Genomic DNA, 20,381 nt, shown 5'->3' on the forward strand with positions numbered 1-20,381 from the left:
GCTGGTGCGCACGTTCACGATGACAGCCTGTGCACGCTCACGCCAGTCCAGGCCGGGTGAAGGTGCCGGCCAGACGGCTGGACGAGTCCGGGGCAGTTGGGCGCACGTCGGCGCGGCTCTGAGCCGGTCGAGAAGGGGGTTGGCCCCGGCGAAATCAGCGGGAGCGCCGGGACAATCGTGACGCTCCGGTCCTTCCGGCTCTGAACAGCTTCACCCATCAGGGGTATCCGACCGAGTCTTCGGCCCCGCCCTGAGCGCATCACCGGCCGCCTTCGCAACCGGACACCGGGGCACGTCCGGTAGTGACGTTCTGCAACTGCGCGGGTGCCGCAGGGGCATGTCCCGGAGCTTCGCGGCCGCCTGCCACTGCCCACAGTGGACGGTTACGGCACGTCGTGCGCGATCTCGGGCGGCAGCTGCGTCCTGGCGATCCTCGCCGCGCTGATCGTCCCCGTACCCATGTAATTTACATGGTTCATCTGTCCTCTGTGGACTGACGACCGTGGCCTTGAACTGCGAGGTCACCCGGCCGACGGCGGCGTCTCCGGGCGCGCCGTCGCATGGATTGACAACTCTTCTCCGGGAAGTTCAGGCTGGCGCGACGCGTGTTAGCGGTAACAGTGGCCGCGCGATGACTGGGAGAAGGTCGTCATGAACAGAGGAAGTATCAGCCGCCGGAGCCGGCGCCTGGTCGCCGTGCTCTCCGCCGCGGCGGTGACGGTCGCCTTGGCGGTGACGCTGGGTGTCACCGGCCAGGCGCTGGCCGACGCCACCGGCGCCCTGCGTGGTGTCGGTTCGGGTCGATGCCTGGACGTCGTCAACGGCAGCCAGAACGACGGTGCCTCCCTGCAGATCTACGACTGCTCCGGCGGAGCGGGCCAGCAGTGGACGTCGACCGCGGCCGGCCTGCTCACCGTGTACGGCAACAAGTGCCTGGACGTCCCCGGCAGCGCGACCGCCGCCGGCACCAAGGTGCAGACCTGGACCTGTCACGGCGGGGCCAACCAGCAGTGGCGGGTGAACGCCGACGGCACGGTGGTCGGCGTGCAGTCGGGGCTCTGCCTGGACGTCTCCGGGGCCGGCACGGCCAACGGCACCGCGGTGCAGATCTGGACGTGCAACGGCGGCAGCAACCAGAAGTGGACGGGCCTGTCGGGCACGACGCCGACCACGACCACCACCACGACCGGCGGGAACAACGGCTGCACGCTTCCGTCGACGTACCGGTGGTCCTCGACGGGGGCGCTGGCGCAGCCGCAGCACGGATGGGTCTCGCTCAAGGACTTCACCAACGTCGTCTACAACGGCAAGCACCTCGTCTACGCGTCGAACGTCTCGGGATCGTCGTACGGCTCGATGGCCTTCACCCCCTTCACGAACTGGTCCGACATGGCCTCGGCCGGCCAGACCGGGATGAACCAGGGCACGGTGGCGCCCACGCTGTTCTACTTCGCGCCGAAGAACATCTGGGTGCTGGCGTACCAGTGGGGTGCCTGGCCGTTCATCTACCGCACGTCGAGCGACCCCACCAACCCCAACGGGTGGTCGTCGCCGCAGCCGTTGTTCACGGGCAGCATCTCCGGCTCCGGCACCGGCCCGATCGACCAGACCCTGATCGCCGACGGCTCGAACATGTACCTGTTCTTCGCCGGTGACAACGGCAAGATCTACCGGGCGAGCATGCCGATCGGGAACTTCCCGGGCAGCTTCGGCTCGAACTACACGACGATCATGAGCGACTCGCAGGCCAACCTGTTCGAGGCGGTCCAGGTCTACAAGGTGCAGGGCCAGAACCAGTACCTCATGATCGTCGAGGCGATGGGCGCGAACGGCCGGTACTTCCGCTCGTTCACGGCCAGCAGCCTCAGCGGTTCGTGGACGCCGCAGGCCGCCAGTGAAGGCAACCCCTTCGCGGGCAAGGCCAACAGCGGCGCCAGCTGGACCAACGACATCAGTCACGGTGACCTGGTCCGCACCAACCCGGACCAGACCATGACCGTCGACCCCTGCAACCTGCAGCTGCTCTACCAGGGCAAGTCGCCGAGCGCCGGCGGCCCCTACGACCAGCTGCCGTGGCGGCCGGGTGTCCTGACGCTGCAGCGCTGACCCGCGGCACTCTCTCGGGAGGAACCCCAGCCGGCCACCGGCTGGGGTTCCTCCGTTCCGAGGGCATTGCCCGCTTGCACGCTTGGCGGGCGTGCTTGGTTGCCTTGCTCCGGTGTCTGGTTGATCGCAGGTCAGGGCGGGTTTCCCGGGTCTACGCTGAGGCGATGACGCTGGGGATGGACCGGGATGCGACGAAGCACCGCCGGTGGCAGAACACCTTTCTGGCCGGGGAGATCGTCTTCGGCCTGGCCGCGCTCGGTGTGGCGGCGGGCGCGGCCTACTCGCTGAGCGCTCCCGGGTACGTCTTCGACGACGGCGAGCTCACGGGCGAGATGCTGGTCTTCGCCCTGGCCTCCGCGCTGTTGCTCGGCTGCGTCGCCCTCGGGCGGCGCCACGACCTGCGGCGCGCCGCGCTGGTCGCCGAGCACGAACACTGGCTGCCGTCGCTGACCGAACACGACGGCCAGGGCCAGGTCGACCTCGACGTCGAGACCGCCCGGTTGCGGCCGCTGGTGCTGCGCTCCGTGGGGCTCGTGCTGGTCTGGATCGCCGTGCTGGCGGGGGTGGTCGCGGGATTCGCCGCGATGAGCGCGTCGGCCGACCACCTGCTGAAGACCGGGGTGCGGGTGAGCGGCGAGGTGCTGGGCGTCTACCAGCACAGCCGTGGCGAGGACACGATCTACGTGGCGTACCCGGTGGACTACGGCCACCTGAGGTATGCCGACATCGTCTGGGACTCCGGCCGGCCGTACACCAAGGGGCAGCAGATCACGGTCATCTACGACAAGGCCGACCCCGCTCGGGTGCGCACGCTGGACGAGACCAACGACGACCAGACCTTGACCTGGGTGCTGGCGATGGGGACGGCCGCCGGGGGGTTCGGGCTCGTGCTCTCGGTCATCGCCGCGGTGAACTGGCGGCGCCGCCACCGCGCCGTCCTCGCCACCGGCTGGCGGATCGCGTCGGTGACCGTCGTGCCGGACAAGCCGATGCGCTCGAACCGGCACCTGCCGGACATCAACGTCGAGTATCGCGACGGCACCCGGATCACGCTGCGCGCGGCCACGTCGTCACACGGCGCGGCGCCGTTGAAGAACGAGCCGAACCGGCGGGCCTGGATCGGCGGCACCGACCGCGACATGGTGGTGCTCTTCCCCCACGGACGTTGGCGGCAGCCGCCCTACGCCGTGCCGGCCTACGCGCTGAACCTGCGGGTCGCGCCCCAGCCCGCGGCGGCGCCCATCCCCGAGGACCCGGAGCAGGTGGCGTTCGTCGAACGCAGGGTCCGCTGGTTCATGATCGCGATTTTCGGCTGGTTCGTCGTACTGGTCGGAGTCAGCGTCCTGTTGATCGTGCTGGACATGTTGCTGCCCATGTTCTTCGTCGTGGTGGTGGGCTCGCTCGCGCCTCTCCCGCTCACCCAGCTCTACTTCAGCCGGATGCGGGCCGCGATCGAGGAGAAATGACCTAGCCGTCCAGCGGGAAGGAAGCGAAGACCGGGGCGTGGTCGGAGCCCGGCTTGCTCACGTGCGCGGACGGGTCTTCGGTGACCGAGGGCAGGTCGTGGTCGTGGCGGACGTGGACTTCGGGCAGCGGCGCGAGGAGCGCGTGGCTGGCGAAGATGTGGTCGATCAGTTCGCGGCGGCCGTGGTTGATGCGGGAGTAGCGCTCGGCGTCGGGGATCAAGGGGGAGAGGTTCCACAGGCGACGGCGGTCGCCGGCGTCGTCACGTTCGAAGCCGCCGGTGCCGATTTCCGAGCCGGGCGGGCCGGTCAGGATCTGGGTGGTCGCCGCTTCGGCTTCGTCGTTGAGGTCGCCGAGCACGATGACGCGTTTCCCGTCGCCCGGTTCGAGGGCGGCGGTGGCCAGTTCGCGGACGGCGGTGGCTTCGGCGGTGCGGCGGTAAAGGGCGTAGGCGCCGTAGCGGGCGCGTTCGCCTTCGCCGTGCGGGAAGAACCGGTTTTCCGGGTAGGTCAGCAGCTTGGACTTCAGGTGACAGGTGATCAGGGTGACGCTGCCGCCTTCGAGTTGCGCGGTGACGGTCAGCGCGCCGCGGCCGAGCTGGCCGCTGAGCGGGGCGGGCGGGTCGGCGACCTGGATCGGCGCCAGCTTCGCCGGCAGGGCCACGGTGTCGGCGACGACGGTCAGCGGCAGGCGGGACAGGAAGCCGACCCGGATCCCGCGTGAGTCGGGGTGCTGCGAGCAGACTGTGTGCCAGTCGCCGGTCAGCCGCGCGGCGAGGTCCTTCAGCGCTTCCGGATCCCCGACCTCCTGCACGGCCAGCACGTCCGGGCCGATCGCCGTGATCGTCCCGTGCAGGGCTTTCAGCTTGGCGTCGTAGGTCGCCGGGTCCGGCCGGCCGTCTCCGTCGCCGGGCAGGAACAGGTTTTCCAGGTTCCACGTGCCGATGACGACCATGACGCCTCCCGGGCCTTGCGTGCCGGCCGCCAGGGACGCTGGTGTTCCGCGCACGGATACCAGATGACTCGTCGCGTCCTGACGCACGGTTACAAGCCTCACCCGAATGCCGCAGTGCACGAACCCTCTTCGGCGAGTGATTCCGTACCGATTTGCGTCATTGGTTGGGGAAAACCCGCGGGCACGTCGTTTCGCGACGTGGGCGCAGGCTCAACGCCGCCGAGCCCTGTGTGGGCGCCGGAAGTCGCGCGGGCCGGGGCCCCACGCGAGGCCGTCGTCTGCCTGGGCGCGGCCGCACGGGCGACGAGGGTGCCTTGCGCGGCGGAAAGGATGCCACCACCGGCCACGTCGATCGCGGCACGCCGGACGCACTGGCCGACGGGGTCAGTCGACGGCCTCGAGACCTTGGGATCGGTTGAGGCGTTGAGCTTCGTGGAGCTGGTCTTCGGGGGTGACGATGCGGCAGGCCGCGTCGACGGCGGTGCCCTGGTCGACCAGTTCCCGGACGCGGGCGGCCAGCCGCAGCTGGTGGCGCGAGTAGCGGCGGTGCCCGCCGCCGGAGCGTTGCGGCGTGATCAGGCCGGCCTGGTCGAGGCTGCGCAAGAAGTTTGGGTCGTGCCGAGCATTTCCGCGGCCCGCCCCATGGTGTACGCGGGGTAGTGCTCGTCGTCGAACTTGTCGGCCCCGCCTGGCGTGGCCGGTCTTTCCTGCTCAGGGATCATTCCACCTCCACATCACAGAGGACCCCGGGTGCCGTCACGGCACCCGGGGTCCTCAGGGGTTGCCCAACTCGCGGGAGCGGGCAGCCGCTAGCCGAAGGTCACGTCGCTGCACCACATGTAGGTCTGGTCCTGGTGCGAGGCCTGCCAGATCGTGAAGACGACGTGGTGTCCCCGGTAGCCGGAGGTCTGGACGTCGAACGTGATGTCCTTGGCCGGCGCGTACCTCCCCGTCTGGGTGATGAAGTCGAGGTTGCCCCAGCCGAGGCGCTGCGTGGTGGGGTCGTACCCGTTCTTGCTGACGTACACGCGGAAGTAGTCGGCGCCGTGGCTGGCCTGGTCGTACAGGTGCATCGAGAAGCTGCTGCCGATGCTGGTGGTCTTCCACTGGCCGGGGGTGTTGAGGGAGTTGTTGCGCGCGAGGGCGTTGCTGCAGAGCTGGCCGTCGGGGGTCGCGCCCTGGAAGTTCCCCTTGAGCCCGTCCCGCAGCGCGCTCATCCAGTTCCACATGGTGTCGGCGTTGGCCTGGAAAGCCTGCCAGCACATGGGGTCCTGCTGTTGCATCGCGGGGTTCGTGTGCTGGTTGCCCCAGTCCTTCCAGCACTGGTAGGCGCGGGTGGCGGGGCTGACGATGGTGCCGTGCGCCGAGGCCGGCGGGGCCCAGAGGAACAATCCGGCCAGCACGCCGATGATCACTGCGATGATGCTCCGCCGCCTGGTGGCGGGCCCGGAGGTGCGCATACGCATGGATGAGCCTCCATTCTCGGATGAACGAGCGGTGGCTGTGGGAGCGCTCCCGGAGCAACAGGCTATACGCCGTCTCGTGAAACTTCAACCGGACATTCCGTGCGATGTGTCGAAAACTTTCGGCTCAGTTTCCGACACTGTCCAGCCGCGGAGCTTCACCCGGCCCCACGGGGAAGTGCGCGAGGAACGTGACCCCTTCGCCCTGGGCGTCGAACCGCGCGATGCGGGTCGCTTCCGGCTCGTAGAAGACGTCGCCGGGGTTCAGCACGGTCTCGGGCTCGCCCTCGATCTGGTAGACGGCGGAGCCGGCCTCGATGCTGCCGAAGACCGGGCCGTTGTGGGTGTGCGGGCCGGGGCTGTGGTGCGGGGCGATGGTGATGCGGCGGACCTCGACGTGGCCGACCACGCGGGGTTCGGGCAGGTGCTGGTCCAGCACGACCGTGCGGGTGACGGCGGGAAGGTCGGCCGGTTCGCCGATCTCGGTGGGTGTGCCGTCGGCGGGAATCTCCTCGATCGCCAGGTGGGTCATCGGCGTCGTGTCCGTCGCGCCGTGCCAGTGCCATTCGCCGGCCGCGACGCGGACCGTGTCGCCCGCCCTGATCAGCGTCGCCGGGCCGCCCCGGCGCTGCACGTAACCGGTGCCTTCGGTGACGACGAGGACCTGGCCGACCGGGTGCCGGTGCCAGTGGGTGCGGGCGCCGGGCGCGAACTGCACGCGGTCCACTTGGGTGCGCGAAGCGCCTTCGGGGACGGCGAGCGGGGTGACCCACGCGTTGCCGGTGATCACGTCGGCGGGGACGGCGGACGGGAAGTTCACGGAGTACTCCTGAGGCTTCAGCGGGCGGCGAGCAGGGCGAGCACGCCGGAAACGGCTTGGTCGAACGGTTCTGGCGCGTTCGCGGCGCGGGCCAGCACATAGCCGCCCTGCAGCACGGCGACGATCGTGGCGGCCAGCGCGGCGGTGTCGGTCGTGCCGGGCAGTTCCCCCGCGGCCCGGCCTTCGTCGAGGACCTCGGTCAGCCGCGCGCGCAGGCGGGTCAGGGTCTCGTCCACCGGGGCGCGCAGGACGGGATCGGCCACGATGTCGGGATCCTGGGTGAGCCTGCCGATCGGGCAGCCCTTGAGCACTTCGCGCTCGCGCCGCAGGTACGCGGTGATCCGGTCGACGGCGGTGCCAGGACCGCGGAACTGCTCGTCGGCGGCGGCCAGCAGGGCGTCGGCACTGCGCCGCACGGCGGCCAGCGCCAGCTCCTTCTTGCCGGCGAAGTGGTGGTACATGCTGCCCTGGCCGGCGCCGGCCCGCTGCTGGATGGCCTTCGGGCTCGTCCCGACGTAACCCCGTTCCCACAACAGCTCGCGGGTGCTGTCGATCAGCTGGTCCCTGGTCCCCATGGCGACCGAATGTACATACTAGTAGGTACAGAATCAAGTGACCCAGGTCATGTCACAGCCTCCCGGCGGCCGGTGTCTTGAGGCCGAACCGAAAAGGAGAAGCCCGTGAACCTCGCACTGTGGATCGCCGCCGGACTGCTCGCCGTGGTCGCGCTGACCGGCGGTGTCAGCAAGGTGTTCGTACCCGAGGAAAAGCTGGCCGCCGCACCGGGCGGGGAGTGGACCGCCGAGGCGGGACGCGGCTTCGTCAAGTCGCTCGGTGCCGTCGAGCTCCTCGCCGCGGCCGGCCTGGTCCTGCCCGCCCTGACCGGCATCGCACCGGTGCTCGTGCCGGTGACCGCCGCCTGCTGGGTGCTGCTGATGGCCGGTGCGATGATCACCCACGTCCGGCACGGCAGCGCGAACTTCGTGGTGCTGAACCTGGCCTACCTCGCCGTGGCCGCGTTCGTCGCCTGGGGCCGCTTCGGTCCGGCCGCCTTCACCGCCTGACCGGCGACCGCGAAAGGAAAGGGTCATGAGCGACCGCGCCACGGAAACCTTCGTCGCCCACCGGAACCTGCTCTTCACCGTCGCCTACGAGATGCTCGGTTCGGCGGCCGACGCCGAGGACGTGCTCCAGGAAACCTGGCTGCGCTGGGTGAAGGTCGACTCCGGCGACGTGCGCGACGAGCGTGCCTACCTGGTCCGGATCACGACCCGGCTGGCGCTCAACCGGCTGCGCACGATGAAGCGCCGCAAAGAAGCCTACGTCGGCCCGTGGCTGCCCGAACCCCTGCTCACCACGCCGGACGTGGCCGAGGACGTCGAGCTGGCCGAGAGCGTCTCGATGGCGCTCATGCTCGTCCTCGAGACGCTCGCGCCGACCGAGCGGGCCGTGTTCGTGCTGCGCGAGGTCTTCGACGTCGGCTACGACGAAATCGCCGACGCCGTCGGCAAGACACCCGCGGCCGTCCGGCAGATCGCGCACCGCGCGCGGCGGCACGTCGACGCCCGCCGCCCGCGCGAGACGGTCTCCGCGAGCGAAACCCGGGCGGTGCTGGATTCGTTCCGGCGGGCCCTGGAAGGCCGGGACCTTCAGGGCCTGCTCGACGTGCTCGCGCCGGACGTGGTCGTCGTCGGCGACGGCGGCGGGGTCAAGCAGGCCGCGCTGCGCCCGGTTTCCGGCGCCGGCAAGGTGGTCCGCTTCATCCTCGGCGGTCTCGGCAAGACCACCGAGCGGATCACCGTCGAACCCACGACGGTCAACGGCAACCCGGGCTTCGTGGTGCGCCTGGACGGCGAACTCGACGGCGTGATCGCGATCCGGTTCGACGACGGCCGCATCTCCGGCCTCTACTACGTCCGCAACCCGGCGAAACTGACCCGCCTCGCGTCCGAAACCCCGCTCACTCTGCGCTGAAAGTAGTCCGTCGGGTGCGTTGAGTGACAACGAAACAGGTATGGAGTGAGGTACTTGTACGGGTGCGGCGCGGAGCCGCCCGGAGCACTCTCGGACGAGCCGTCGAAGACCGTGGGAGGTCGAAGCAGATGGTGGCCGGCCGGTCGCGTCCCCTCCTCCGGGTCGTCTCCCCTCGGACGACCCGCTGCCGCGACCGGCCTCTTCCCTCCGGTGACGCCCGGGGGTTGCTTCCTCCGAGGGACGACCCGCCCCGTCGCATTGACCGCTCGTGGTGTCCTCCCTACGGTTCAGTGGTGGGCAAGGCCGGTGCGGCGTGCGGGAGGGGCAACCTGCCTGCGGACACCACGAGTTTCGTGGGACGCAAGCACGAAGTCGCCGAGGTGAAACACCTGCTGGCCGAGGCCCGGCTGGTCACCTTGACCGGCGTGGGCGGCGTCGGCAAGACGCGGCTGGCCGTGCAGACCGCGGCCGGGCTGTCCCGCGCGTTCCCCGACGGCGTCTGGCTGGCCGAGCTCGCCGGGCTCGAAGACCCGGCGCTCGTGGCGCACACCGTCCTCAAAGCGCTGGGCGTGCCCGACCAAACCGGCAGGCCCCCGGCCGCCGTGCTCGCCGGGCACGTGCGGGACCGGCGGCTGCTGGTGATCCTGGACAACTGCGAGCACCTCCTGGACGGCTGTGCCGCGCTCGCGCACGACCTGCTGCGGGCCGCGCCCGGCCTCCGGCTGCTCGCGACCAGCCGGGAGCGGCTCGCGCTGACCGGCGAGCACCTCTGGCCGGTTTCCCCGTTGCCGCTGCCGGAACCCGGGTGCCCGTTGCCCGGCGGCGGCTGGCTGCGCTACCCGGCGCTGACGTTGTTCGCCGAGCGCGCGGCCGCGGTCGTGCCGGGGTTCGCCGTCACGCCGGAGAACCAGGACCGCGTCGCCGAGGTGTGCCGCCTGCTGGCCGGCATCCCGCTGGCCATCGAGCTCGCGGCCGTGCGGCTGCGGGTCCTGACGCTGGCGGAGCTGGAAGCCGGGCTGGGCGACTGCTTCCGGCTGCCCGGAACGGTGAAGCGCGGCGGGGAACCCCGCCATCAGACGCTGCTCGCCGCCATTGACTGGAGTTTCGCCTTGTGCGGCCCGGCCGAACGGCACCTGTGGGCCCGGGCGTCGGTGTTCGCCGGCGGCTTCGACCTGGCCGCGGCCGAGTGCGTCTGCGCCGGTGACGGGCTGCCCGCCGGCGAGCTGCGGGACCGGCTCGCCGGGCTGGTGGAGAAGTCCGTGCTGGTCAGGGAAACGGACGGCGACCGGCAGCGGTTCCGGCTGCTGGAGCCGCTGCGGCAGTTCGGCCGCGACAAGCTGGCCGGGGCGGGGGAGACGGCGGCGGTCCGGCGGCGGATGCGGGACCACTACCTCGCTCTCGCCGTGCGGAGCGAACGCGCGTGGTTCGGCCCGGAGCAGGCGGACATCTTCCGGCGGATGCGCCGCGAGCACGCGAACCTGCGTGCGGCGCTGGACTACAGCCTGACGGTGCCGGGCGAGGTCGAGACCGGCCTCCGGCTCGCCTCGGCCCTGTGGTTCTACTGGGCGGGCTGCGGGGTGTTCGGCGAAGGCCGTCACTGGCTCGACCGTGCTCTCGCCCTCGCCACGGAACCCGGCGCAGCGCGGGCGAAAGCGTTGTGGGTCACCGGGTACGTCGCCACGGTGCAAGGCGACAACGTCGCGGCCGTCGCGATGCTGGAGGAATGCCGTGCCTACGCGAGGCGGTCCGGTGACGAAGTCGCGCTGGCGTACGCGACCCACCGCCTCGGCTGCAACCTCTTGGTCGGGGACGACGTCGGCGACGCGAAGACCCTGCTCGAAGAAGCGCGGGCCCGCTACCGGCAGCTCGGTGAGCTCAACAGCACCGTGTTGCTGGCCGGCGTCGAACTCGCCGTCGCGTCGGTCTTCCTCGGCGACCTCGACCGCGCCGCGGAACTGTGCGAAGAGGCGTGCGCGACCGGCGCCGCCCACGGCGAGCAGTGGGCCCGCGCCTATGCGATCTACGTCAAGGCCATGGTCGCGCTGGGCCGCGGAGACTTCGACCGGGCGGCCGTCCACGGGCGGCACTGCCTGCGCGTCAAGAGCACGTTCCACGACCTGCTCGGCATCGTGCTCGCGATCGAGGTGCTGGCGTGGACCGAGGCCGCGCGGCAGCACTGGGAACCGGCCGCGACGTTGCTCGGGTGCGCCCAGCCGATTTGGGACGCGGTCGGCTTCCCGATGTTCGGCTCCCGGCATTTCGGCTCCCCGCACGGCGAATGCGTGACAAGGACCCGCCGCGCACTGGGGGACGGCCCGTTCGAAGCCGCGTTCCGGCGCGGCGCCGGCTTCGGCTTGAAGGAGGCGATCGCCTACGCGCTCGGGGACGGCGTCGCGTCGCCGTCCCCGGAACCCGAACCGGAGCGGCCGACACCGCTGACGGACCGGGAAGCGCAGGTCGTCGCCCTGATCGCGGACGGCCGGTCGAACCAGGAGATCGCCGACCGCCTGGTCATCTCCCGCCGCACCGCGGAGGGGCACGTGAACCGGATCCTGCGGAAGCTGGGCTTCGACTCCCGCGCGCAGGTGGCCGCGTGGGCGGCCACGGCATCGCGGGTGCCGTCGCCCTAGGCGTCCGGTTCGCCGCAGCCCCACCGTCCACATGGGAGCCATCGGTGAAGATCACGTCCTGGTCGATGTGCGCACCTCCGGATCGAGCAGCAGTGCGGCGAGCTCGGCGGGCATGGTGATCATGCAGTCGTGCCCGGTCGGCAGCTCCCGCACCCGCGACGGCGAGCCGTTGGGCTGGAGCGGGGGAACGGGCCGCCGCGTGATGCCCGCCGGCTTTTCCCCGCCGACGCAGTGGATGTGCGTGCGCGGGATCGCGTTGGCCGCCGGGTTGTCCAGCCGCACGGGTTGCTGGAGGCAGCGCACGGGCTGGTCCGAGAGCATCGAACGCAGCCACGAGATGTCCCCGGGATCCGTGACCCCGAACAGGCCACCGGGCCCTTCCGGCAGGGGAGGGACTCGCCAGCCGTCAACGGCGAGATCGATCAGCTCCTTGGTGATGGGCATGACGTCGGCCGCGGTCTCACCGTCTTCGGGGACCATCGCGTCGAGGTAGACGAGGTGCGCGACGCGGTCGGGGAGCCGGTTGGCCACGGACGAGATGACCAGCCCGGCGTAGCTGTGCCCGACGAGCACGACGTCGCGCTCGTCCTCGAGCAGCGCGGCGATGTCGTCGACGTGGGTGTCGAGCCCCACGTCGGGGCTGAGCAGGTGCGCTTTGTCACCGTAGCCGGTCAGTGACGGCGCGAGCACCCGGTGTCCGGCGGACTCCAGCAGCGGGACCACCCGCTGCCAGCACTCTCCGCGGTGCCAAGCGCCGTGGACCAGCAAAAACGTCGACATGCTTCGGTTCCCATCCGTGCCTCGGTACTGTTTGGTAACCATCGTGATCCACTCGACGCGCACCGGGCAATAAGGCACTTTCCGGTGCCCCGGTTCTCTGGAGGTAACCGTGGAGGACATGTGCCGGACCCGCGCGGTCCTGGACATCGTGGGCGACAAGTGGGCTTTGCTCGTGGTCCGGACGCTTCGGGATGGGCCGCTTCGCTTCACCGAACTCAAGCGGGCGATCGACGGGATCAGCCAGCGGATGCTCACGGTGACTCTGCGCGATCTTGAACGGGACGGGCTTTTGACGCGGACCGTCTTCAACGTCATGCCGCCGCATGTGAGCTATGAGCTGACGCCGATGGGGCTGACCTTGCGGGAAGCCGCTGCGCCGTTGCTCGAGTGGAGTGTTGCGCATTTGCCTGCTATTGATGCGGCTCGTTCTGATTATGACGGTCGTGGCTAGGTTTCAAGCGCGGCTTCGCCGTGGCGTGGGAATCGGCGCTTGCCGTGGTTGCTTTCCCGTTGTGGTCCGTAGCGCCGATTCCCCACGCACCGAGTCCCTCTGCCGCCTCTTTCGTGGGGTGTTCCGGTGCTGTGACAGTTCGGTTTTGGTGGTACCTGTTCGTGTGATGACAGGTGTTCGATTGCCGGTAATCTTGAGTTATGACCGAACACGCGCTCTGGCAGTCTGATGCGGTGGCCCTGGCCGACCGCATCGGCTCCCTGTTCGCGTGCATCCGGTCCGCCGAAGCCGAACTCGGCGCGCTGCTGGTCGAGATCGAGCAGCGAGGGGTGCTGGAGCTGTTCGGCTACCGATCTGTTCCCCGATTGCTGGAACACCTCGCGGATGTCCCGAAGTCTTCGGCTGAGCGGATGGTGAAACGGGCGCGGGCGGTCAACCCCGGCCTGAGCCTGGATGGCACCCCGATCCCGGCCCTGGCGGCCGCCACGGGGGTCGTGGCCCGGTCGGGACAGCTGAGCAACCCGATGATCGACGTGATTGCCGGGGTCCTGCAAGACGTTCCACCCGAGCACCGCGAGGGGGCCGAGCGGCATCTGCTCGACTTCGCCGCCGAGGCGGGGCATCGGCAGGTCGCCGCGCTCGGCGCCCGCATCCTGGCGCACCTCGACCCCGACGGCGCGGAACCCGATGACACCGAACCCGCCACCCCGGCCCGGGAACTCTCCCTGCGACGCAAGCGGACCGGGATCTGGGAGATCAACGGCCGGCTGGATGACGAGACCGGTGCCCGGGCCAGCGCCCTGCTGGATTCCCTCGCCCAGCGCCGCCCCGCCGGCGAGGGCCCGGATTTGCGGTCGCCGCAGGAACGCTACGGCGACGCCTTCTCCGACGCCCTCGACCTCGCGTTGAACACCCCGGACCTGCCGATGCAGGCCGGAGACCGCGCCCACGTCATGGTCGCGGTCTCCCTGGAAGACCTGAAGACCGGCATCGGCACCGCCCTCCTCGGCGACACCGGAACGATCTCCGCCGCCGAAGCCCGACTGCACGCCTGCGACTGCATGATCATCCCCGCCGTCCTCGGCACCCACAGTGAACCCCTCGACGTGGGGCGCCTGCGCCGCCTGGTTCCCCGAGCGATCCGCCACGCCCTCTACTTGCGTGATCGGGGCTGTGCCTTCCCGGGGTGTCATCGCCCACCCCGACACTGTCAGGGTCACCACATCCGTCACTGGGCCGATGGTGGCCCCACCGAGCTGGGCAATCTGGTGCTGATGTGCGCCCACCACCGTGTGTCCCGAATTCGATTGAGAGGTTCTGATGTAGAAGCCAGAGTCGCTTGATGGAAGTGCTGTGCTGGAGATGAGGGTAGGCCCCTCGGCATCGTCATGCAGGTGATGGTGTCAAACCGCCATGAGCTGCTGCATTGAATGAGGTGTGGTGGTGAGCGTCATGGAAAAGTCACACAATGAGGTGGCAGGTGCGGTCCAGGAAGACGAACGACAGTGAACCGTCGATGACGTGTCGTAACGCATGAGATGACATCGGAACCGGGGTTTGGTGGTTATCCCGGGATAAGTCAGGTGGGTGCCTGTTTATTGACCTGGCGGTGTCCGGCATATAGACGGCGTGAGTCTGGATCAGGCTTCGGTATGGAACGGGAGAATCCCTCGCGCGGAAATGGGTATCGGCTGGTTGTGGCTGGTGTCGAGAGGTTGAGCTTCAAGCAGTGAAGAGCTGCAAGAGGTTCGGGTGTCGGTGGCCGGGCAGGGAGGCGGATCGACCCGTAGTAGTGACGAAGCTCCTGTAATGGGATCGTCGGGCAAGGCGTTTGATATTCCGAAAATGATGGTATGGGAAGCTTATCTGAAAGTGAGGAGCAACAAGGGTGCCGCCGGGGTGGACCGGCAGTCGCTGGTGGATTTTGCGCGGGACGAGAAGAAGAACCTGTACAAGATCTGGAACCGGATGTCGTCGGGAAGCTACTTCCCGCCGCCGGTCCGGGCGGTGGAGATCCCGAAGGCGGGCGGTGGCGTGCGGGTGCTCGGCGTCCCGACCGTGGCAGATCGGATCGCGCAAACCGTGGTGGCCATGACATTGGAGCCCTCGGCGGAACAGGTGTTCCACCAGGATTCCTATGGTTACCGGCCTGCGCGGTCGGCGCTGGACGCAGTCGAGACGTGCCGGAAACGGTGTTGGCAGAGTCAGTGGGTGATCGACATCGACATCCAGGGATTCTTCGACAATGTGCCACACGAACCGATTCTGCGTGCCGTCGGAAAGCACACCGACAAACCGTGGGTGCTGCTGTATGTGCAGCGGTGGCTCACGGCCCCGGTCCAGCAACAGGACGGAACCCTGGTGGTCAGAGGTCGGGGGACTCCTCAGGGGTCTGCGATCTCGCCTTTGTTGTCGAATCTGTTCATGCATTACGCGTTCGATGACTGGCTGGCCCGGATGCAGCCCCTGGTCAGGTTCGAACGGTACTGCGATGACGTGATCGTGCATTGCGTGAGCGAGAAACAAGCGCTCTACATCAAAAGGTCGATAGCGGAGCGGTTCACGCGTCTTGGCCTGACACTGCATCCGCAGAAAACCAAGATCGTGCATTGTGTTCAGGAACAACGAACCCAGGACCCGCGTTACGGGGTCGAGTTCACGTTCCTGGGCTTCACGTTCCGGCCTCGCTATGCACGACTGCGAGACGGTCGCTGGAAATCCGGCTTCCTGCCCGCGGTGAGCAAGGCTGCCAAGAAGTCGATGGCGGCAGTGATCCGCGGATGGCGGCTGGGGCGGCGCACCGACCTGAGCTTCAGAGAAGTCGCTGCGATGATCAACCGCATCGTGGCCGGCTGGATCAACTACTACGGGCACTTCTACAAATCCCTGTTGATCAGCTTCCTCTCCGACCGGATCAATCCCCATCTGGTCCGGTGGGCCATGCGCAAGTTCAAACATCTGCACCGCTGGCCAGCCAAAGCTCGGCGGCGAATCGCCCAGATCGCCACAAACTACCCGGGCATGTTCATCCACTGGCGCCACGGCGCACTCCCGGCAGGTTCGACAACGGGAGCCGTGTGACGCGAGAGTGTCACGCACGGTTCTGAGAGCGGCGGCGGGTGAAATCCCGCCGCCGACTCACCACCGGCTGCTGCACCGCTCAGGATGGCAAGTCCGCGTCGCCACCGACGGCCTCCCGGAGTTCTTACCGCCGGTGTTCTTGGACAACAGCGAAAACCGAGGCGCAACAACCTGCACCAACCCTTGCCGTTCGCGGCATAACCACAGCATGGGACAGGCCCGCAGCCACACGGCTACGGGCCCACACCCACGTCCGCGAGGCGTGGCTACGCAAGGCAGCGAAGGCTTTTGAGGCTCAGGCGCGCACGGTGTCAGCGGCGTGAGTCAGCCTGCCGCTCGATGCCGAAGGCTTGCTACCCACAGGTTTCAAGCCACTGTCCTAGCCGCCCACGGGCGGTGCGATCGGCGTGCCGCTCAGCCGGAAAGGCTTGCCGCTAACGGACTTCGGACCGCCACCAACCCGCCCGAACCAGCGGCCACCCCATCGCACCACGTCGTCACCCCAGGCGTTCGCTCCAGTCCGTCAAGGCGGCAACGAGATCCCCGGGACCACCGACCTCCCGCAACCGCCGGACCTCGGCCTCGATGTAGTACCGGTACAACGGAACCAAGCCCACAGCCAGCTCGGGACCGGCCTCGTCCGCATCCAACGGCTGACCTTCCCGCACTCGCGCCCCGAGCCGGACCAAGGACTTCGACGGCGCTTCCGGCTGGGCCAGATACCACTCCAGCGCTTCGTCGTTCGTGGCCGCGCGGCCGGTCTCCGTCGTTGCCGAATACAGGAAACGGACCGGGAAGAACACCGCCTTCGTGAACCACACCTTGTCGGCCAGGAGGCGGCGGGGGGTGCGGAACTCCGCCGTCACCTCGTCGGTCGCCAAGACCGCCACGGCGAACCGGGCGCTCTCCAGCAGCAGCTCTTCGGCGGCCGGGCGGGCCACCTCGGCCGTCACGTCCTCGCCCAGCAGGACGCGGCCGTGCTCTGCCAGCTGCAGGCGGTCCAGGGCTGGGAAACGGCCGTCGTCCTCTCCCTTGCGCAAGGCCGGCAGGGACGCCCAGAACACCGACAGCTTGCGGTGCAACGGGCTTCGCTCCTGCAGGGCCTCCGTCGCCGCCGCCACCGCCGAGGGGTCGCCTTCCCGGACTTCCGTGAGGACCAGGGCCAGGTCTATGTCGCTCACCGCCGCCGAGTAGCCGCCGTACGACAGGCTGCCCAGTACGTACGCGCCGATCAAGCGCGAACCGAACAGTTCCCGATACGATTCAGCGGCCTCGGTGGCGATCGCGCGGGCCTTGGTCGCCGGTTCGGTCGTCGTCATGCCGCCACCGTATCGCGGCGGGCGCACTCCGCGATGCGGTCCGACACCACGCCGATCACCTGCCACGCCCGGTCCAGCACCGCGATCACCGCGTCCGCGGTCCAGTCCTGGCGCCGCCGCAGCAGTTCGTAGCCCATCTCCAGGTGCTCGACGTCGGCTTCGTCGTGCAGGTCGAAGTATTCGTCGTCCGGGAACGCCTTCGTGCCCGCCTGGCTGAACACCAGGCTGCCCGCCTCGAGGGCCAGGTGTGCCAGGACCGCGCGCTGCACGCCCGGCAGGATCGCGAACTGGTCCACGAACCACGACGCGCCCATCTCGATCACCGGATCCCACACCAGCTCCCGGTCGTCCGCGCGGCTGCGCGCCAGGATCCGGTCGTGGCCCACCTCTTCCTGCTGGTGTTCGCACGCGAGCGCCCGCAGTTCCGGGTCGCTCTCGAAGGTGACGCGCGCGCTGATCATCCGCTGGAAGGCGTTCGACCACGGCTGCAGGTACGTGAGCACCGCCTTCTTCGTCTCCGCGGGAGTGTCCTCGCCGGTCAGCAGCCGGATCAGGTCCGACGACTCGTACTCGCGTTGCCGCTGCTCGTTGTGGCGCGCGACGCGCTCGACGTCCTGCTGGGTCACGATCGGCTCCTTACCTTGGTGTTGCCGGAGATCAACTCTAGGCAAGATCGACAGGGGCGAGCGGAGAGGGACCGGGCCGGTCGTAGACGGGGAACCGGAAGTACGTGGTGACGTCGCCGCGCCGGCCCGCCGCGCGGTAGCTGACCAGCTCCAGCACACCCCGGCTGCCGGACAGCGGGCCGGGTGCCAGCGCGGCGGCGAGCGTGCGGAACCGGCCGGGGTCCACGCCTTCGTCGTGCAGCAGCGCCGCGGTGCGCTCCACGGCTTCCTGGTCGTCCTGGGCCAGATCCGGCAGCCGCAGGTACGTCGTGGACTCGGCGGCACGGTCCACCCCGGACCGGAACGCCAGGCACGTCAGGGCGCCCTCGCCGGCGTCGGCGCGGCTGCCGGCCAGCACCCGGTAGGCCGCTTGGGCCTCCTCCGGGTCGTGGCGCAGCGCCACCGCCGCGACGCGGCCGACCTCCGCGAGGCCGGCCGCGTGGTTGCGGTAATAGATCTTCACCCTGGCCCGGGTTTCACCGGCCAAGTCGACGGCGAAGAATTCGATCTCCCGGTCGCCTTCGACGGTTTCGATGCGACGGTGGGCGTCTTCCCAGGCGGCTCCCAGGCCGAGCTGGGCCATGGCTTCGGCCACGGCCGTCTCGCGTTGCGCGTGGGGCCACGAGTACAGCCCGAAGTAGGTCTTGTGCACCACGCCGGACGGCGGACGCCAGGCGATCGAATGCCACAGCGGCGCGGGCGAGGGACGGCCCGCCCGTGGCGTGAACGTCTCGTGGACGCGCTCGAGCCGACGGGCGGCGAAACCGCTTTCACCTGGGAAAACCAGGTCGTGGCCGAGGCTGTCGAACAGCACGCGCAGCTCCGGCCGCCCGCCGGACCAGTTCACCGACATCTCGGCCGGGAACCCGTCGTCCGCCACATAGGACGGCTGGGCGGGCGCGGGCCCGATCCGCTCGTGCGCCCACGGGGGCAGCAGGGCGCGCAGCATCCGGGTCGTCCGGACGGACTGCTCGACCGGGACCTCGAGCGCGTCACACGCCGTCGACCAAAGTCCACACAGAAAGTCACCGAAGAGCCGACCCTGTGCCGGATAGTTTTCCCTTATATATTCGGGAATTCCTGGCACGTGGCTCGTCACGCCCGGATGTTATCAGGTGGATGCTTGCTCAACTAAAAATCTGCACCCGGGTGGTCCAGTCAATTGCGCCATGTGGGTAGCCGGTGTCCGGCGTGGACACGGAGGGGCACATCGGACACCGGCGTTGTCCAGTCCGGACATGACCGGACATGACCGGACATCGAATGGACACGGAGTGGACATCAGACCCGCGCCGGCACCACCGTCATCGCGTGCTTGACCAGGCGGATCAGCGCGAGCTTGCTCGAGTCCCGGTCGCGGGCGTCGCACATGACGATCGGCACGCGGTCCGGGATCACCAGGGCTTCGCGGATCTCGTCGGTCGTGTAGCGCGGCGCGTTGTCGAAGCAGTTGACCGCGACGACGAACGGGATCTTCCGGCGTTCGAAAAAGTCGATCGCGGCGAAGCTGGTTTCCAGCCGGCGCGTGTCGACCAGCACGATCGTGCCGATGGCCCCGCGCGCGAGGTCGTCCCACATGAACCAGAAGCGCGCCTGCCCCGGCGTCCCGAACAGGTACAGCACGTGCCGCGGCGAGATCGTGATCCGGCCGAAGTCCAGCGCGACCGTCGTGGTCGTCTTCCGCTCGACGCCGGACAGGTCGTCCACCCCGGCACTCGCCTCGGTCAGCACCTCTTCGGTGGTCAGCGGCGGGATCTCGCTGACCGAACCGACCATCGTGGTCTTCCCGGCGCCGAAGCCGCCCGCGATGATGATCTTGACCGGCGTGGGGACCAGCTCCGCCCCCGCGGGGTCAGTACTTGATGAGGCCATCGAGAACCGCCTGGAGTGTTTCGAGGTCCGGCGACTGCGCCGGGTTATGGGTGGGCGACCGCGTGATGACGAGGCCGCGTTCGATCAGGTCGCCGACGAGCACGCGCACGACCCCGAGCGGGATCTTCACGTAGACCGCGATCTCGGCGATGGACACCGGATGGCGGCACAGCTGCACGATCGCCTGGTGCTCCGGGCCGAGCCCGGCCGGCTCCTGCTCCGAGCGCAGAGTCATCACCTGCGTCGACAGGTCGAGCCGCGCGTTCTCGGCCGGCGTCCGGCCGCTCGTGATCGTGTACGGCCGGACCAGCGGCCCGGCAGCCTCGTCGTACCAGCCGTCATCGGCACTCATGTGGCCTCCCGCAGGACCGACGCCGCTTCTCGCGGCGCGGACGCCATGTAGTCGCCGACCCGCTTGACCAGCCGGCTCATCTCGTAGGCGATCATCTCGACGTCGACGTTGTCCGCGGCCAGCACGGCGAGGCAGGCGCCCTGCCCCGCCGCCGAGACGAACAGGTAGCCGCGCTCCATCTCGATCATGTTCTGCAGCACCGGGCCGCGGTTGAACTGCTTGCTCACCCCCTTGGCGAGGCTTTGCAGGCTGGAGGCGATGGCCGACAGCTGGTCCGAGTCGTCCTTGCCCATGCCCGCCGACTTGCCGATCAGCAGCCCGTCGGCGGACAGCACGATGGCGTTCTGCGCGCCGACCACGCGGTTCACCATGTCATCGAGCAACCAGTTGAGATCGGGTTTGGGGTTCCCGTACTCGTTCATTCGACGTCAGACCCTGACTTTCGGTGTG

Annotated in this window: 20 protein-coding genes and 2 pseudogenes; 10 read left to right on the forward strand and 12 right to left on the reverse strand. The window is 69.0% G+C overall.

The window, feature by feature from the left end; all coding sequences use genetic code 11:
* The first annotated feature begins 324 nt into the window (after nt 1–324).
* From CF165_RS51130 to CF165_RS11100, 3 genes are all read left to right on the forward strand, one after another.
* Nucleotides 325–465, forward strand: coding sequence for a hypothetical protein (locus tag CF165_RS51130; protein ID WP_158226761.1), 141 nt, complete (start codon nt 325–327; stop codon nt 463–465).
* 186 nt (nt 466–651) lie between these two features.
* The gene (locus CF165_RS11095) at nt 652–2,106 is read left to right on the forward strand and encodes a non-reducing end alpha-L-arabinofuranosidase family hydrolase (protein WP_093947394.1); all 1,455 of its coding nucleotides are present in this window, start codon (nt 652–654) and stop codon (nt 2,104–2,106) included.
* 164 nt (nt 2,107–2,270) lie between these two features.
* A complete protein-coding gene (locus CF165_RS11100; RefSeq protein ID WP_143268544.1) occupies nt 2,271–3,572 on the forward strand; it encodes a DUF3592 domain-containing protein in 1,302 nt (433 codons plus the stop codon).
* A 1-nt stretch (nt 3,573) separates the two neighbouring features.
* Here CF165_RS11100 and CF165_RS11105 read toward each other — a convergent pair whose 3' ends face one another.
* The 5 genes and pseudogenes from CF165_RS11105 to CF165_RS11125 all read right to left on the reverse strand — a co-directional run bounded on the left by CF165_RS11105 (nt 3,574) and on the right by CF165_RS11125 (nt 7,382).
* Nucleotides 3,574–4,524: an endonuclease/exonuclease/phosphatase family protein gene (locus tag CF165_RS11105; RefSeq protein WP_093947396.1), complete on the reverse strand. Its 951-nt coding sequence runs from the start codon at nt 4,522–4,524 to the stop codon at nt 3,574–3,576.
* A 384-nt stretch (nt 4,525–4,908) separates the two neighbouring features.
* Nucleotides 4,909–5,246 (reverse strand): annotated as a pseudogene (locus CF165_RS11110) (helix-turn-helix domain-containing protein).
* A gap of 87 nt (nt 5,247–5,333) precedes the next feature.
* The gene (locus tag CF165_RS11115; protein WP_093947397.1) at nt 5,334–5,990 is read right to left on the reverse strand and encodes a lytic polysaccharide monooxygenase auxiliary activity family 9 protein; all 657 of its coding nucleotides are present in this window, start codon (nt 5,988–5,990) and stop codon (nt 5,334–5,336) included.
* Between the two features lie 124 nt (nt 5,991–6,114).
* Nucleotides 6,115–6,807, reverse strand: coding sequence for a cupin domain-containing protein (locus CF165_RS11120; RefSeq protein WP_093947398.1), 693 nt, complete (start codon nt 6,805–6,807; stop codon nt 6,115–6,117).
* Nucleotides 6,808–6,824: 17 nt separating this feature from the next.
* On the reverse strand, nt 6,825–7,382 hold the full coding sequence (locus CF165_RS11125; protein WP_093947399.1) for a TetR/AcrR family transcriptional regulator: 558 nt from the start codon (nt 7,380–7,382) through the stop codon (nt 6,825–6,827).
* A gap of 105 nt (nt 7,383–7,487) precedes the next feature.
* Between CF165_RS11125 and CF165_RS11130 the strand changes: the two genes are divergently transcribed.
* The 3 genes from CF165_RS11130 to CF165_RS11140 all read left to right on the forward strand — a co-directional run bounded on the left by CF165_RS11130 (nt 7,488) and on the right by CF165_RS11140 (nt 11,411).
* The gene (locus CF165_RS11130; protein ID WP_093947400.1) at nt 7,488–7,871 is read left to right on the forward strand and encodes a DoxX family protein; all 384 of its coding nucleotides are present in this window, start codon (nt 7,488–7,490) and stop codon (nt 7,869–7,871) included.
* A gap of 25 nt (nt 7,872–7,896) precedes the next feature.
* Nucleotides 7,897–8,781: an RNA polymerase sigma-70 factor gene (locus CF165_RS11135; RefSeq protein ID WP_093947401.1), complete on the forward strand. Its 885-nt coding sequence runs from the start codon at nt 7,897–7,899 to the stop codon at nt 8,779–8,781.
* Nucleotides 8,782–9,134: 353 nt separating this feature from the next.
* Nucleotides 9,135–11,411 carry an ATP-binding protein gene (locus CF165_RS11140; RefSeq protein WP_205660819.1) on the forward strand — a complete coding sequence of 759 codons (2,277 nt, stop codon included), beginning with the start codon at nt 9,135–9,137 and terminating at the stop codon, nt 11,409–11,411.
* Nucleotides 11,412–11,462: 51 nt separating this feature from the next.
* Here the strand turns inward: CF165_RS11140 and CF165_RS11145 are convergent, their stop codons facing one another.
* The gene (locus CF165_RS11145) at nt 11,463–12,191 is read right to left on the reverse strand and encodes an alpha/beta fold hydrolase (protein ID WP_093947403.1); all 729 of its coding nucleotides are present in this window, start codon (nt 12,189–12,191) and stop codon (nt 11,463–11,465) included.
* A gap of 118 nt (nt 12,192–12,309) precedes the next feature.
* Between CF165_RS11145 and CF165_RS11150 the strand changes: the two genes are divergently transcribed.
* The 4 genes and pseudogenes from CF165_RS11150 to CF165_RS52515 all read left to right on the forward strand — a co-directional run.
* Entirely contained in the window at nt 12,310–12,642 is a 333-nt protein-coding gene (locus CF165_RS11150) for a winged helix-turn-helix transcriptional regulator (RefSeq protein ID WP_093947659.1), read from the forward strand.
* Between the two features lie 200 nt (nt 12,643–12,842).
* Nucleotides 12,843–13,985 carry an HNH endonuclease signature motif containing protein gene (locus tag CF165_RS11155; RefSeq protein ID WP_093947404.1) on the forward strand — a complete coding sequence of 381 codons (1,143 nt, stop codon included), beginning with the start codon at nt 12,843–12,845 and terminating at the stop codon, nt 13,983–13,985.
* A 466-nt stretch (nt 13,986–14,451) separates the two neighbouring features.
* Nucleotides 14,452–15,723, forward strand: coding sequence for a group II intron reverse transcriptase/maturase (gene ltrA / locus CF165_RS11160; RefSeq protein WP_093947405.1), 1,272 nt, complete (start codon nt 14,452–14,454; stop codon nt 15,721–15,723).
* 58 nt (nt 15,724–15,781) lie between these two features.
* Nucleotides 15,782–15,924 (forward strand): annotated as a pseudogene (locus tag CF165_RS52515) (HNH endonuclease); the annotation flags it as partial.
* A 296-nt stretch (nt 15,925–16,220) separates the two neighbouring features.
* Here the strand turns inward: CF165_RS52515 and CF165_RS11165 are convergent.
* From CF165_RS11165 to CF165_RS11190, 6 genes are all read right to left on the reverse strand, one after another.
* On the reverse strand, nt 16,221–17,042 hold the full coding sequence (locus tag CF165_RS11165; protein WP_093947406.1) for a hypothetical protein: 822 nt from the start codon (nt 17,040–17,042) through the stop codon (nt 16,221–16,223).
* Complete coding sequence (locus tag CF165_RS11170; protein WP_093947407.1) at nt 17,039–17,668, reverse strand: hypothetical protein; 630 nt, start codon at nt 17,666–17,668, stop codon at nt 17,039–17,041. Before CF165_RS11170 ends, CF165_RS11165 begins: the two co-directional genes overlap by 4 nt.
* Before the next feature lie 37 nt (nt 17,669–17,705).
* Nucleotides 17,706–18,656, reverse strand: coding sequence for a hypothetical protein (locus CF165_RS11175; RefSeq protein WP_093947408.1), 951 nt, complete (start codon nt 18,654–18,656; stop codon nt 17,706–17,708).
* A 332-nt stretch (nt 18,657–18,988) separates the two neighbouring features.
* Complete coding sequence (locus CF165_RS11180; RefSeq protein WP_205660820.1) at nt 18,989–19,579, reverse strand: GTP-binding protein; 591 nt, start codon at nt 19,577–19,579, stop codon at nt 18,989–18,991.
* Complete coding sequence (locus CF165_RS11185) at nt 19,560–19,931, reverse strand: DUF742 domain-containing protein (protein ID WP_093947409.1); 372 nt, start codon at nt 19,929–19,931, stop codon at nt 19,560–19,562. The genes CF165_RS11180 and CF165_RS11185 overlap by 20 nt, the downstream gene beginning before the upstream one ends.
* On the reverse strand, nt 19,928–20,353 hold the full coding sequence (locus CF165_RS11190; protein WP_003097762.1) for a roadblock/LC7 domain-containing protein: 426 nt from the start codon (nt 20,351–20,353) through the stop codon (nt 19,928–19,930). The genes CF165_RS11185 and CF165_RS11190 overlap by 4 nt, the downstream gene beginning before the upstream one ends.
* Nucleotides 20,354–20,381: the final 28 nt, after the last annotated feature.

Source organism: Amycolatopsis vastitatis (genome assembly GCF_002234595.1).
Classification (GTDB): Bacteria; Actinomycetota; Actinomycetes; order Mycobacteriales; family Pseudonocardiaceae; genus Amycolatopsis; species Amycolatopsis vastitatis.